This window comes from Colwellia sp. SU-HH01172, assembly GCF_057553355.1.
The window spans coordinates 1494203-1508824 of sequence record NZ_BAAJMB010000001.1 but is presented as its reverse complement, the minus strand read 5'-3'; the positions used below and the strand labels follow the sequence as shown (position 1 = coordinate 1508824).

Below are 14622 nucleotides of genomic sequence, written 5' to 3'. Positions count from 1 at the left end.
CATGATGATTTAATATGTCAATAATATTGATAGTCGATAGTATAGACACTATAAATTGTATTTTTCTAATCGGCGATACATAGCGCCGCGCGTTAACCCTAATGACTTTGCCGCTTGAGTAACGTTGCCCTGAAAGTGCTTTAACGCGGCTCTAACTGCTCGCTGTTCTAAAATTTCTAAGTCAAAGGTATCGTAATGATCATGCTGTTGTTCAACGTTAGACGATGTCGCTGGTTGATCAGCATCAGCTAAGTGTTCTGCGGGCACAATAGAGCAAATATCTAAGTAATCATTGTCACTAAGAATAACGGCACGCTCTATAGCATGGGCAAGTTCACGGACATTGCCTGGCCAATGATATTGGCAAAGTCGTTGTAAATCATTAGACGCTATATTGAGTACTCGTTTATATTTTTGATTAAAGTAATTCAAGTAATATTCTGTTAGTAGTGGAATATCTTCGATTCTTTCTCTTAGTGGTGGTAGACGAATTTCAATGGTGTTAATTCGGTACAGTAAATCTTGTCTAAAGCTGTTGTTTACGACAGCTTGTTGTAGGTTTTCGTTCGTTGCGCAAATTAGGCGAATATCAATATCAATGGCTTTATTGCCGCCTACAGGAGTCACTTGGCGATTTTGTAACGCGGCAAGTAATGTTGCTTGTTGGTTGGCGGGTAAATTGGCCAACTCATCTAAAAACAAGCTACCGCCATGAGCGAGCTCAAAACGCCCAACCTTGTCTGATTTAGCATCGGTAAAAGCGCCTTTCTTATGACCAAACAGCTCACTTTCAAACAAACTTTCGGCCAGTGAACCCATATCTAAACCAACAAAAGCTTGCTCTTTTCGGTTACTGGCAAGATGAATTGCACGTGCGGCCAATTCTTTACCTGTGCCACTTTCACCGGTAATTAAAATATTCGCGTCGGTTTGGGCGGCCTTTTCAATGGTGTTAAACACGGTTTTCATCGCACTACTCTGGCCTAAAAACTTAAATGTTTGTGCTTTAAGTGCGTGATTTAAGCCCTGTGTTTGACGAGTTAGTTTTTCAACATTTTTTTTGTCTTGTGCATGTGAAAATGCTGCGGCAACGACACCAAGCAAATGTTCGTTTTGCCATGGCTTGGAAATAAAATCGGTGGCGCCAGCTTTAATGGCATCAACAGCGATTTTAACGGCACCGTATGCGGTCATAAAAATAACCGCGATAGATGAATCTTGCGCAATGATTTTTTTTAACCAATAGAAGCCTTCCTGACCACTAATAGCATCTAGATTAAAGTTCATATCGAGCAAGATCACATCTATTTGCTGACCTTTAATCTTTTTTTCGATATCAAAGGGGTTATCTGTGGTTAGTACCGTTTGATAATGTTGTTTTAGTAGCAGCTTTACTGCGATTAAAATATCAGGATTATCATCGACGACTAGAATTGTGCCTGCTTGCTTCATTCATTTCATCTCAAAGCTGTTTTATTTAGGAGTTGCTGAGCTTTTGGGGTTCATTTTCTTTTAACATCAACAGCCCTTAGTCTAACTGATTGTTATTTCGAGAGTCTACAGTGAACTTGTCCATTAATGGACACCATTGAAAAATAACTGTTCTATAGGTGGACACTTAATTTATCAACAAAAATCAATATTTAATTAAGTTGTTGTTTTTGATGTGTTTTGTTTGTTGGCACAATAGTTGTAATGTCTAAGTAAAAGGTAACGCAATTTTAGTGTTGGTATTTTGAGGAGTAGCCTTTATGGATAAAAAAATAACCCGGTCACCATTACAAAAACACCTTAAGAAAAGTTTTGTTGTTGTTGGTCTTATTGGTGCGGCCGCTATGTTTTATAGCATGAATCAATCGGCTGCTGGCGGACGGAGTCATAACCTTGAGCTTGCTAGCATTTCGGTAAGTGCTGTTAAACAAGGGGCATTTATCGATGCCTTGAGTATACGCGGGCAAGTTGTGCCTAAAACCACTATTTACCTTGATACCATTGCTGGTGGCCAAGTTGAAGAACGTTTAGTCGAGCAAGGTGAATATGTGGAAAAAGGCCAGGCACTGGTGCGTTTAAGCAATACTAATTTACAACTGGATGTAATGAGTAGAGAAGCGCAAGTAACTGAGCAACTTAACTTTTTACGTAACACACAAATGAATATGGAAACTAGTCGACTAAATTTACGCCGAGACTTGCTCGAAATTGACCTACAAATTAGCCACCTAAAACGCCGACTTAAACAGTCTCAATCACTGGTTATCACAGGGGCAATGGCAAAAGATAGGTTAGAGGAGCTAAGCAATGATCTTAGCTACTATCAACAGAGAAAAGAGTTGACGCTTGAAAGGCAAAAACAAGAAAACAGCATTCGTAAGGTGCAAGTGAAGCAATTAGAAGACAGCGCAATTATGCTCGATAAAAACTTAAATTTTGCGCGTAAAAATCTAGAAAACTTGCTCGTCAAAGCTCCTGTATCTGGTTACTTAAGTGAGATGAATGTGGAAATTGGTGAATCTAAGCAACGTGGTGCCCGGCTTGGGCAAATAGATATCCCTAATGAATATAAATTGGCAATTAGTTTAGATGAATTCTATTTAAGCCAAGTACGTTTAGGTGCTGATGTCATTCTTAAATTAGCCGCCGGAGATATCAAGGCGAAGGTAAGCAAAATTGATAGCCGTGTTAACCAATCACAATTTCAGATAGAGGTTGATTTACCTCAAACGGATAGCGGCATTAAACGTGGCCAGAGTATTGATGCTGAGCTCTTGCTAGGTGCCAATAAAGAAAATGCCTTATTGCTTAAACGTGGCGCCTTTTTTACCAGTAGCGGTGGCCATTGGGTGTATGTGCTTAACCAAGCGGGTGACAAAGCGGTTCGTCGTGATATTCGTCTAGGTAAGAAGAACCAAGATTATTTTGAAGTGATAGCGGGTTTGTCATTAGGAGAAGAGGTGATCACCTCAAGCTATGGCAATTTTGATAACGCTCAACAATTACAATTAAATTAGGGAAATAATAATGATTACAATAACTAACTTAAATCGAGTTTTTCGTACCCAAGACTTAGAAACAACAGCGTTGAGCAACATTAATTTACAGGTTAACGAAGGTGAATTTGTTGCCATTATGGGGCCGTCTGGTTGTGGTAAGTCTACCCTGTTATCAATACTAGGCATGCTTGACTCTCCTTCATCAGGCAGTTTTGAATTTTCTGGAAACGATATTGCCGGCTACAGTGAAAATGAGTTAGCAAAACTGCGTAAGGCATCAGTAGGTTTTGTTTTTCAAAGTTTTAATTTAATTGATGAGTTGACGGTTTATGAAAATGTTGAGCTGCCATTGCAATATCAAAACATCTCCAAAGCAGAGCGCAAGCAGCGAGTAGAAGCAATATTGAAACGGGTTGCTATTGATCATAGGGCTGAACATTTACCGCAGCAATTATCTGGTGGTCAGCAACAGCGCGTTGCCGTTGCTCGGGCCTTAGTGATAAACCCTAAATTAATATTGGCTGATGAGCCGACAGGTAATTTGGACTCTAAAAATGGTGATGAAGTGATGGCTATGCTTCGAGAGCTGAATCGTGAAGGCACTACGGTTGTTATGGTGACTCACTCCGAAAAAGAAGGTAACTATGCCGACCGCTTGGTGCGTTTATTTGATGGTCAAATCATGATTGATAAAGCGAATGACGCCGCAGTGCAAACAGAGGTAGCCTGATATGTTGATAAATTATGTTAAAACCGCAATTCGTTCGATAAATAAAGATAAACAGCACTTTTTCTTGAATTTAGTGGGCTTTAGTATTGGTATTGCTGCGGCTATTTTAATGGCGTTATTTGCGCAATATGAACTGTCGTATGATAAACAACAACCTGATAGTAAACGTGTTTATCTTGCTCATACTGACTATAGCGCTGTTGGGTTACAACAAATAGCGAGTAGTCGTTATAACATTGCCGACACATTAAAAAATCACAACGAAGTGGAAGAAGTATTTAAACTTACTGAAGCTGGCATGTTATTTGGTGGCGCCAACGAACTCGTAAAAATCGCAGACAATAGCTACCGATTAGATAACTTTTATGCCGCGACATCAAATATTTTAAATTTCATTAATTTACAAGCTATTTCTGGAGATATTGAACAGGCACTAAGCGAACCCAATCAATTATTATTGAGTGAAAAAGAAGCTAAACGCCTATTTGGTGATACGCAAGTTGTTGGTAAAACCTTAAATTATGATGGTGGCCAATATCGAGTTGGTGCGGTTTTTCGTGATATTGAAGAAAATACTCATTTTAAATTTGATAGTTTAAAGCAAATGCCTGCTGACTTTGAAGAACGCGGATTCGGCTATGCTTATTATAAGCTTATGGCGAATACCGATATTGCCAGTTTTGAGCAATACTTTTCAAAAGCTGCTTATGAATTTTTCGGAGAAAGCGGAAATCCTGCGATTACTAATAAATTGATCAATATTCGAGATATGCATTTACAAGGTGTTGGTCCGTTTTATATGAAAAAACCGGGCTCATCGTCGATATTGAAAATTTGCATAGGGCTAAGTTTTATTTTGGTTTTAGTGGCAAGTATCAACTTTATTAATCTGAATATTGCTCAGTCTGCTAAACGTGCCAAAGAAGTTGGTGTGCGTAAAGCCTTAGGTGCGACTAAAGGGCAAGTTATAGCTCAATTTTTAACTGAGTCATTGTTGGTAGTTGCACTCGCCAGTTTGCTAGCATTTGCTCTGGTAGAGTTTGCGTTACCACACTTTAACCAGATGATGGACCGACAGTTAAGTTTCTCGTATGGTTCAAGCTTTACCTTGATATCGCTAGCTATCATATTTTTTGTCGGCTTACTCTCGGGGTTGTACCCGGCATTATTTATTGCTTCCTTTAGTGCTAAACGGGTATTAAGTGGTGATTTAGTGCGTGGTGGTACCGCGATATTTGTCAGAAAACTGACCTTATGTTTTCAAGGTGCTTTGTCTATCGGTTTAATTATTGCTGCGGCATCTTTATATCAGCAAATTAATTTGATTAACAATTTACAAGTTGGCTATGAAAAGTCATCGCGTTTAGTGGTTAAAGAACTACCTTCTGCAGCCGTATATAAAAAGGAAAATAATAATTTAACTACCGCGATAAGAAACTTACCAGGCGTTGAACAAGTAACGGTATCAAATACTGATTTGACCAATGACATGGAATATAACTTTAACTTTACATGGCCTAATGGTGAAAGCGTTGAAGGCTTTCAGCCTACGGTTAGTACAAGTTTTTACGCTGTTGAAACTTTAGGGTTGAAATTGCTGGCGGGTAGAGACTTTTTACCGAGTTATAGTGGTGATTGGTATACGCAGGTTGCGGAAAATAACAGCACAGTTGGCGTATTAGTGAGTCGTAAAATGGTTGAGTTAGCTGGTTATCCTTCACCTGAATCAGTTATTGGTCTAACTATCATAGAGCCTAGATATAAAATATCTGCCAAAATTGTTGGTGTTATCGAGAATGTCAAAATAGGCTCAGCAAGGCAGCAAGCATTACCTGTGTCTTTTAATTTAGGACATAATCAGAATGCCACGGCGCACTTGGTGATTAAAGCGAATAGTACGAATATGACTGGACTAACAGAGCAGGTGAAATTACTTGTTGAGCAAGAGTTACACTTAAACGATGTGCAAATTGATTTATTAGCACAAGATTATGCTAATGCGCATGAAAATGAAAATAGAGCACTAGATATGGTGGCTGTTTTTAGTTTGTTTGCCATTTTCTTAACCTGTTTAGGTACTTTTGGTTTAGCCTCTTTTGCTACCATAAGAAGGCAAAAAGAAGTTGCGGTAAGAAAAGTGATTGGTGCTTCACGCCTTTCTATTGTTAATTTACTGGCTAAAGAGTTTTTATTGCTAGTATTGATCAGCATATTGCTTGCTTACCCATTAAGTTATTGGTTAGTAGGGGAATGGTTAGCTAATTTTAATGACCGAATTGAGCAAACATTGTCGGTATATTTAATGGCCGCTGGCAGTATTGCACTAATTACTTGGTTGACGGTTGCAATACTTGGTTTTAAAGCCGCAAGCGCTAGACCTTCACTTATTTTGCGCTATGAATAATGCAAGGTATTGATTTTTAATACACTTATAAGACCTTTATTTATTTAAGTCTACAGAGATTAAATTTTTATTGAGCTTTCATTTTTAGTGCTTATTGCATAGAAGAACTTGACTTAATTTATGTTTATATTAAGTCAAGTTTGATGCCAAATGTATCCAATCAGATATTAAATTTGTTGAGTTTTTAGTTGGTATTTCTGTTATTTTTTAGAGGTTTATCTTCAACGGCACTATTGAAATAGTAAAGGTTTAATCATTAATAATATTTTTTGCTTTAAACTGCGCCAATGCTTTTCTATGCGATTCAATGCTACTGGCTCGATGGTTATTTTTAATGGCTGTTGCCAGTGCTTGCTCATAGGCCAATAATGCTAGTTCAGGCATACTTAGCTTTTCATAAACATGGGCTAAGTTACGTAAAGCTCTACCTGAGGTTGGGTGCTCTTTGACACTCAGTAATGAAAGTTCAATTGCCTCTTTGCTTTGCTGCTGGTCAACATATAGCAAAGCCATATGATCTAATATGCCGATGGGAAGTACCGAAGGGTCGCGCTGAGCATAAAGTGCCTGTAATCCCTTTATTCCGCCTTTTTGTTCAAAATCGAGCGTGTTTTTAAAATGTGGCGCAGCCCATGCCGCATAATAATCTTGTAAGTCCTGATGAGCTTGCATCATCGAAATAGAACCATGAGACTCTTCTTCGCGTTTACTAAATTGCCATTTTAGTCCTGGTATTGGCTGCTTTTTCAAATGGTAAACCAATTCTTCTACCCCTTGATTCCAACCTTCATTGGCAACGCTTAAGTAAAGTTTTTTATTAATAGTCTTTTTGCTGTCAGAAACTTCATTGGCTTTTTTAACCAGTTGGAAGTCGCTGTAGTAAATACTTGGGCTAATGGCAAAGTAACCATTAAATTGTTCAGGTTGCTCTAAAAGTGCGCGTACGACAAATTCTCCACCCATAGAACTACCCATTAGTAAGTTTTCACCGTTAGTAGCATAAGTGCTTCCTATATAAGGTTTTAATTCTGTGGTGATAAAGTTTAGGAATGCTTTCGAGCTGGCTAAGCTACTTAAATCTGCAGTTCTATTTTTATTGGTTTCAATACCGACTACGATCATTTTAGGTATGCGACGAGAGAAATCGGCTAGATCATCGGTAATGGCGACGGTTTTTTGCATTTTTCTTCTGCCATCAGGGATATAAAGCACAGGGTATTTGTTCCCTTGGCTTGAATAGCCGGTAGGCAGGTGAACGTAGAAGGTTCTCTCTTCATTCAAGACGGTTGACTGGAAAGTAAATTTTTCAGCAATGACCAGTGGTTCATTACTTTCTTTTACCGGAGATTGGCTTGCTGACGCGTTATATGTTGCACAGAGTAAAGCAGCTAATGTGAACGGTAGTAAGTTTTTTTCATTGGTGATTTTCATCATGGTTATCTCTAATTATTATTTTGCTATCGCTAGCGCTAAAGTGATTTACCGTTAATGAGGCCTTAGCGCTAGCGTTCTGTTGTAGTTTACTCACATGAAAGTGAGTCAACGGGTTTGGCTGATGCGGCTTTAACTGCGATCACCATGACAGTTACGTAAGCGATGATTAAGCTAAACAATGCGCTAAGCAGGTATGCGCTATAGGGCATATCAATGCGATAAATAAAGCCATTTAACCAATCTCTCATCAGGAAATACGCCACGGGAAGTGCAATAATATTCGCTAATACCACTAAGCTTGAGAATTGATTTACCAGCATAAAGCATAGCTGTGCTGTACTTGCCCCTAGTACTTTACGTACGGCTATCTCTTTTACTCGTCGTTGGGTATTAAATGCTGCTAGTCCAAATAAACCAATTGCCGTTACGGCTATTGCTAAGAAAGTGAAAACATTTAGTAAGCTGGTTTGTTGGTTTTCATTGCGGTATGAAGCCGAAAATAAATCTGTTAACCAGTCATATTTAAAGGCTAAACTTCCGTTTAATCCCAGCCAGACTTGTTCCACATCTTTAATGGACTGGAAACTAGCGCCAGTTTTAAAGCGAATAGATACCCAACGTAATGGTCTGGCTTCAGGTTTTGCTGACAGCATATATGTCATGGGTGGTACGACATTTTTAGCATTAACATAATGACTATCTTCTACAGCCGCGATTATTTGGTGACTATGTAGGCCATCATTACCGCCCCCTAGCGTGATCATTTGGCCTACAGCCTCTTCAGGGCTCCAACCTAAGGTTGTCGCTAGTGTTTGGTTTATAATGAGTTTGCCGGTTGAACTTTGCCAGTCGTCTTTATTTTCTTGGTATGCGTCATTAACAAATGCTCTTGAAAAATCTCGACCTGCTAGTATTTTTATACCGAAAGTCTTGAAAAAGTCATAGCTGACCGGGTTATTGCCGGCCCAAATTTCGTTAGAAATATCATCAGCTCGTCTCACCGTTGCAGAGGTTCTTGTTGCTTTGGTCGGTACGGTATGAGACATAGATATTGACAATACATCCGGGTGTCTACTTGCTTGTTCCTTAAAAGCATTAAAAATTTCTGCACCACGACTAACAATAATAACATTTTCACGGTCAAAGCCCTGTGGCATGTCTTTGACATATTGCATTTGCCAGTTCACCACTAAACTGGAAACTACTAGAAACGCAGCAATGCCGAATTGCAGTATGATTAATGATTGGCGTAGTAACACGCCAGATTTCGAGGTGGTTACTAAACCTTTTAATACCTGTGCGGGTGATAAATTACTGAGATAAAAAGCGGGATAGCTGCCAGCAATAATCGCGACAAAGAGTGTTAACGCTAGCAATTGCATTAGGAATGAAATTGAAAGGTTCAAGCTGATATCCGCATTCATCAATAAGTTAAAAGCTGGTAAGAACAATTCAACGAGTAATAATGAAAAAATGGTCGCAAATGTTGTTAATAAAATAGCTTCCAGTAAATATTGGCTAATTAATTGGCCTTTGCTTGCCCCCAGTGCTTTACGTACACCGACATCTTTACCTCTGCGCATTGCAGCTGCGGTTGATAAATTAGTGAAATTGACACAGGCCAGTACCAAAATCATGATAGAAATAATGCTAAATACCGTCACCATAACGGCACTGCCTGGTGGAATAATGCTACCAGCAGTGTTGTTGTTCAAATAAATATCTAATAGTGGTTCAAAGGTCAAACGTCGTTTTTTGTATGAAGAAATTCCTTTAGTACGTTGGTCATAATACTCTCCCAGAGTATTCTCTAGTTGTGGAATGACAGTAGGGTTAGTAATTTTTGCAAAAGTAATGGATGCAGCGTAATTCCAACGCTCAGCCCAATCAGGTGCTGGTAACTGACGATAGAAATTTTCCATCGGCACCAGTAACGTTAAAGGCATGGTATTAGGTGTGTAGGTTTTTTTCACCACACCGGTTATTTGGTGCTCTTCACCATTGATTGTCAGTCGATTGCCAAGTACGCCAGTACGACGAGCAAAGTACTTGAACGCTAAATCTTCATGTAAAACCAAACCATCAGGAGAGTTTAAAGCGGTTAAGCTGTCTCCTTCAAGCAATTCAAAATCAAAAAAATTAAAATAGTTATTATCAGCATATAACGCGCGTTCTGAAAAAACATTTTCTTGATGCTTAACCGAAATGGTTGACCTAAAGACTCGTGTTGTTTCATCAATTTGCTTGAAGTTACTATCTAGCGCAGCGGCCAAGGCTAATGTTGTTGATGCTTGTGGTCTTCTATCATCTCGTTGAAGATTAATACGATAGATATCTTTTGCTGCGGTAAATTGACTGTTAAAACTGCTTTGATGATCAACATAAAGTTGAATTAAAATAAAACAAGCAATACCGATCACTAAACCAGATAGTTGAATAAAGCTAGTGAGTTTATCTCGACAAAAATTGCGCCAAGCGACAATAAATAATAATTTAACCACAAGCCACCTCCGTTAGATCTGCAGCTAATGTTTCTTGTTGAACGGCTTGATCTTTTAGTATTCTACCGTCCAGTAGTTCTAGTACTCGGGTGCCATAGCAAACATGCTCTGGAGCATGGGTTACCATGACAATAGTTGAACCTTCTTGGTTGAGTTCCTGCAAAAGCGCCATTACTTGTTCCGAATTTTTTGAATCTAAGTTACCTGTGGGTTCATCAGCCAGGATAAGATCAGGTTGGGTAACAATTGCCCGAGCAATGGCGACACGCTGTTGTTGCCCACCAGACAATTTGGCAGGTAAATGCTTGCGTCGATGCGCAATGTCTACCCGTTGCAATACTTGCTCGACCAAACGCTTGCGCTCTTCTTTTGGTACCTTGTGGTAATAAAGTGGCAGTTCAATATTTTGTTCTACGGTTAGCTCATCAATTAAGTTAAAGCTTTGAAAAATAAAACCTATGTGTTGCTTGCGTAGTTTGGCTCTTTGTTTTTCACTACATTGATCAACTTGATGCCCAATAAAAGTAAATCCGCCTTGGTCTATGCTATCAAGCATGCCTAAAACATTGAGTAAGGTTGATTTACCACAACCAGAAGGCCCTAATATTGATAAAAATTCGCCTTTATTGATGGTTAAGCTCATGTTGTCGATGGCGACAGTTTCTACTTCATCACCGATAAATGAACGGCTGATATTGTTAAATGTGATCATGTGAATTCCTTAATTTTTTTTAATTCTGTTATTTCTTACTTGGCAGAGATTAATCTGCCGCAGAAAGGTTGAGTTGTTCGGCATCAGCAAAGCTGGCGTAGGATGAGGTGATGACTTGCTCACCTGCTTGTAAGCCAGACAGTACTTCGATGGTTTGTGGGTTTTTTCGACCAAGGCGGATATTACGCTTAGTTGCTGTGCTACTAGAGGAGTCAACAACAAACACCCAACTACCGGCAGTGTTTTGCATAAAACCTCCGTTGGCGATTTGCAGTTTTGATTCACTAGCAGATAAGTTGAATTTCAGCTGTAGGCTTTGACCAAGCCTTAATTGCTTAACTAACTTGGTATCAGATAAGAAAAAGTCGACTTTGAATTTTCCGTTGTCGATGCCAGGGTAAACTTTGGCAACCGTTAATTGGTGGCTTTCTTGATTTAGTATAAAGCTTGCGGTTTGACCTTTATTAACGCGGCTAACATAAAACTCGTCAACTTGAGCACTGATTTTATATTGTTGAATTAAGTCGACTTGCCCTAAGCGCTCACCGTTACGTTTAGACTCACCCACTTTGGCATCCAAAAAAGTTAGTTGGCCAGCACTGGGGGCACGTATGACTAATTTATCTAAGCTGGCTCTAGAAATTGATAAATTACTTTCTAAGGTTTTGATACTTTGCGCCAGCTGCTCAAGTTGTTGTGTTTGTAGCAAAGCTTCTTTTTCTTGGCTTTCTTTTACGGTTTCACGGTACTTTAATTGAAAAGCCAATTCGTCTTGAACATCTTCAAATGCTTGCGTAGAAATGAGCTTTTTACCTATCAGGGTTTTGTTACGAGCAAATTCTTTTTCCAATCTCAGTACTTCAAAATCTAGTTCAATAACATCACGTTTTAGCTTTAGCTGATTTTGCTCTAATGCTAAGCGGGTATTGCGCATGTTATTTATTTGCTCAGAAACCTCAGCTTCACGCGCTAGTACATTGAGCTGTAAGTTGGTATTGCTTAGTTTTAGGATCTTTTGGTCTTGTTCAACAATGGCACCTTCCTGAACAAACACTTGCTCAACACGGCCACCATCAATAGCGTCAATAAAAATCGTGTCTTCTGGTTCAACAACACCACGCAGTGGCAGAAACTCAGCAAAATCGGCTTGTGCGACTTTGCTGATAACTAAGTTTTGTGTGGTTAAGTTATAAGTTTTGCCTGTAGAGTTTGTTGTATTACTTGCTGCGTAAACAGCACCAGCGACTCCACAGACAAATAATATTGCTAAGGCTTTTTTGTAGTTGTTTTTTGATGTTTTCTTGCTAATGGGTTTGTCCATGATGACACCTGCTGATTAAATGTTGAGTGCAGTGTCACGGATTTACTCTGGGAAAGAAGGAACAAAGCAGGATTTAAGCGTGATTGATAATGAAAAAGTTGTGACCATCAAGGCGGTCACAACTTTATATGTTTTAAATCATTGGCTTATTTGAATGTTTAGCGGTATGAAGTTTGAATTTTATAGCAATTAATTAGATGTGGTGCGCATGATATCAGCGACAGATTGCGTCATTTTGGTATAAACCATGCCTTGTTTGTTGGTGTCAAAATCAAGGTTGCGGGTATTATTAAGTAGAGTGCTATCAAATAGTGTGTTTTTACTCGTGCTTCCTTGTTCAATTGAATTAGGCCTAAGAAAGTCATGCTGAATAAAGCCAGCGTCATTAGCAGAGAGGCATGCAATTCCAGTTGCAGTTTCAATCAAGTTTAATTTTCTGTTTTTAAAGTTAGGCGCACAAACTAGTGCCGTTTTTTCTGGGCTTGAGTTTACGGTTTTTAGTTGCATGACTTGTGATGTTTCATCGGCAACCAAATAATAACTTTCCGTTGCTTGTGAGTATAGCCCTGCTTGATAACCTGACGGTAAAGGCGTTAACTGCTCACTCGTTATGTTGTATCGCATAAAATACCAAGCGTTGTTTTTAATAGTCGAAAACAATAAGTTTTGCTCATCTTGCCAGCTTGCACCTTGGATAGCGATATTATCGAGTGGTAATGGTTTGACAGATAAGGTACTGATATCGGCAATGTAGAGTTGGTTGTCGGCAACAATGAGTAACTGACTATCGTCTGGGGAAAAGGCTAAGTGATAGATTTTTACTGGGTTATTAAAAAAGGTTAATCGTTGAGTTTGTTTCGGGCTATTTGTTTTCTCGTCAATGGTAGATATATATACTTCAGCGGTTGTTGAGCGCTTAGAAACAAAAGCATATTGCTGTGAATGATTAGCTAGTGTCGGTAAATAATCCATCACGGACGAGTTATCAAGCGCATAAGAAATAAGTTCTCCAGCGTTATTTTCTTTATCTTGTTGGAAGAAAATATCTCGATTAAGTAGATAAGAAACAAAGGAAAAATCTTTACCGTTATTGATGCGTGCAAGATGCTTCACCCGAGAAGTATTACTGGCGAAGACAGCAAGCTTTTCACCTTTAAGATCACTTTGCCAAATATCATAGGCCGGATGAGGAGCAGGATGAATTATGGTGGAATTGTCATGGCCCCAGCGTACCGAACGCATTAAATACGGTAATTGCGCTGTTTGCGTTAATACTGAATCGGCAATATCTAGGGTATAAATACGAGTTTGTGGTGCAAATTCACTGTTAAGTAACACTAAACGTTCGCCGTCGGGTGAAATGTCAAAGGCATAATTGCCGAGACCACTAGTGATTGGTTGATTAACGATTTCTTTTTGCCCTGTTGATAAATTAACCCTAAAAACCTGATAACCATTGGTATTGGATTGTCGGTCATTAAAATAGAAATATTGGCCATTCGGAGAGAAAACAAATTGTGGGCTGCTGTCTGAGCCACATTCACTAATACTTTGCCAAGTGTCTTTATTTTTAATGTCAGCTATTGCTGCCGAAAATATCATGCAAACGTGATTGTGCTGATATAAAAAGGCGAGCTTATTCTCAGTGGGCGACCAAACAGGCTTAGACAACTTTCCTCTGGGATGAGCAATACTTTGTATCGCTTTTGATGTTAAATCTTCGATATTAATATAGTCGAGCTGGCCTTTTCGTTGTTTGGTGTAAGCTAATTTTGTCAGATCAGGGGAAACGGCAGGATAAATTTCATCAGCGATAGCACGGGTTAATGGCGTAATTTGCTTAGTTAAAATTTTCTCGGTTTGTTGAGAATCAATGGCATAGAACAGTGCGCTGATTGATAGTATCACTAAGGTTAATACTATAATTTTAAGTGCTGGGTCTTTCCCCCACAATTGGCCATTAGCTTGATTTTCCTGACGGTCAATTGGCGCTATTTCTGATGTTATATTTTTTTCAGCTTGATGGTTGGCTGATAACTCGTTGCTCTGAGTTAAACCTATCTGCTCAGTCTCTTCAAACGCAGCCGCCATACGGTAACCTTTGCGTGGCACGGTAATAATGAACTTTGGATTTTTAGGATCGTCGTCTAAGGCCTTTCTTACTTTTACTAAGGTGCGACTAATAGCGTTTTCAGTGACTATTGTCCCCGACCACACTTGCTCCATTAATTCATCTTTACTGATAACCCGTTGCTGATTTAAACAGAAAAAAACAAGTAGATCATAGACTTTAGGCGGTAATGCCTTTGATTCACCTGCCTTAATAAGTAATTGGTTGGCAGTGTCGATGTAAATGTCGTTAAATTTGAGATAACGCAATGATTTTCCTTGTGCTCTTTTTATGAATGCGCAACGGCACCTTACTTTATCCCGCATAGTTAGAAAAAAACATAGCTAAGAAAAAAGAAATGGTAACAAAGTAATAAATCGCTATTTTAATGACCTGATAAGCGAACAGAATGCTGCATTC

The 14622-nt window shown here is 39.0% G+C and carries 9 protein-coding genes; 3 read left to right on the top strand and 6 right to left on the bottom strand.

The window, feature by feature from the left end:
• Positions 1-48: 48 nt before the first annotated feature.
• The gene (locus tag AC27JP_RS06725) at positions 49-1452 is read right to left on the bottom strand and encodes a sigma-54-dependent transcriptional regulator (RefSeq protein ID WP_487113256.1); all 1404 of its coding nucleotides are present in this window, start codon (positions 1450-1452) and stop codon (positions 49-51) included.
• A 299-nt stretch (positions 1453-1751) separates the two neighbouring features.
• On the opposite strand from AC27JP_RS06725, the gene AC27JP_RS06720 reads away from it, so the two are divergent.
• The 3 genes from AC27JP_RS06720 to AC27JP_RS06710 are packed head-to-tail and all read left to right on the top strand — an operon-like array spanning position 1752 to position 6124.
• Positions 1752-3008 carry an efflux RND transporter periplasmic adaptor subunit gene (locus AC27JP_RS06720; protein ID WP_487113254.1) on the top strand — a complete coding sequence of 419 codons (1257 nt, stop codon included), beginning with the start codon at positions 1752-1754 and terminating at the stop codon, positions 3006-3008.
• Positions 3009-3018: 10 nt separating this feature from the next.
• On the top strand, positions 3019-3720 hold the full coding sequence (locus AC27JP_RS06715) for an ABC transporter ATP-binding protein (RefSeq protein WP_487113253.1): 702 nt from the start codon (positions 3019-3021) through the stop codon (positions 3718-3720).
• A gap of 1 nt (position 3721) precedes the next feature.
• Positions 3722-6124, top strand: a complete 2403-nt coding sequence (locus AC27JP_RS06710; RefSeq protein ID WP_487113251.1) for an FtsX-like permease family protein — start codon at positions 3722-3724, stop codon at positions 6122-6124.
• A 249-nt stretch (positions 6125-6373) separates the two neighbouring features.
• On the opposite strand, the gene AC27JP_RS06705 is transcribed toward AC27JP_RS06710, so the two are convergent.
• The 5 genes from AC27JP_RS06705 to AC27JP_RS06685 all read right to left on the bottom strand — a co-directional run bounded on the left by AC27JP_RS06705 (position 6374) and on the right by AC27JP_RS06685 (position 14471).
• Positions 6374-7558, bottom strand: a complete 1185-nt coding sequence (locus tag AC27JP_RS06705; protein WP_487113249.1) for an alpha/beta hydrolase-fold protein — start codon at positions 7556-7558, stop codon at positions 6374-6376.
• Between the two features lie 86 nt (positions 7559-7644).
• On the bottom strand, positions 7645-10059 hold the full coding sequence (locus tag AC27JP_RS06700) for an ABC transporter permease (protein ID WP_487113247.1): 2415 nt from the start codon (positions 10057-10059) through the stop codon (positions 7645-7647).
• Positions 10052-10771 carry an ABC transporter ATP-binding protein gene (locus AC27JP_RS06695; RefSeq protein WP_487113245.1) on the bottom strand — a complete coding sequence of 240 codons (720 nt, stop codon included), beginning with the start codon at positions 10769-10771 and terminating at the stop codon, positions 10052-10054. The genes AC27JP_RS06700 and AC27JP_RS06695 overlap by 8 nt, the downstream gene beginning before the upstream one ends.
• 49 nt (positions 10772-10820) lie before the next feature.
• Positions 10821-12092 (bottom strand): efflux RND transporter periplasmic adaptor subunit, encoded by a 1272-nt coding sequence (locus AC27JP_RS06690; protein WP_487113244.1) that lies wholly within the window; start codon positions 12090-12092, stop codon positions 10821-10823.
• A 189-nt stretch (positions 12093-12281) separates the two neighbouring features.
• Positions 12282-14471, bottom strand: a complete 2190-nt coding sequence (locus AC27JP_RS06685; protein WP_487113242.1) for a winged helix-turn-helix domain-containing protein — start codon at positions 14469-14471, stop codon at positions 12282-12284.
• Positions 14472-14622 lie beyond the last annotated feature (151 nt).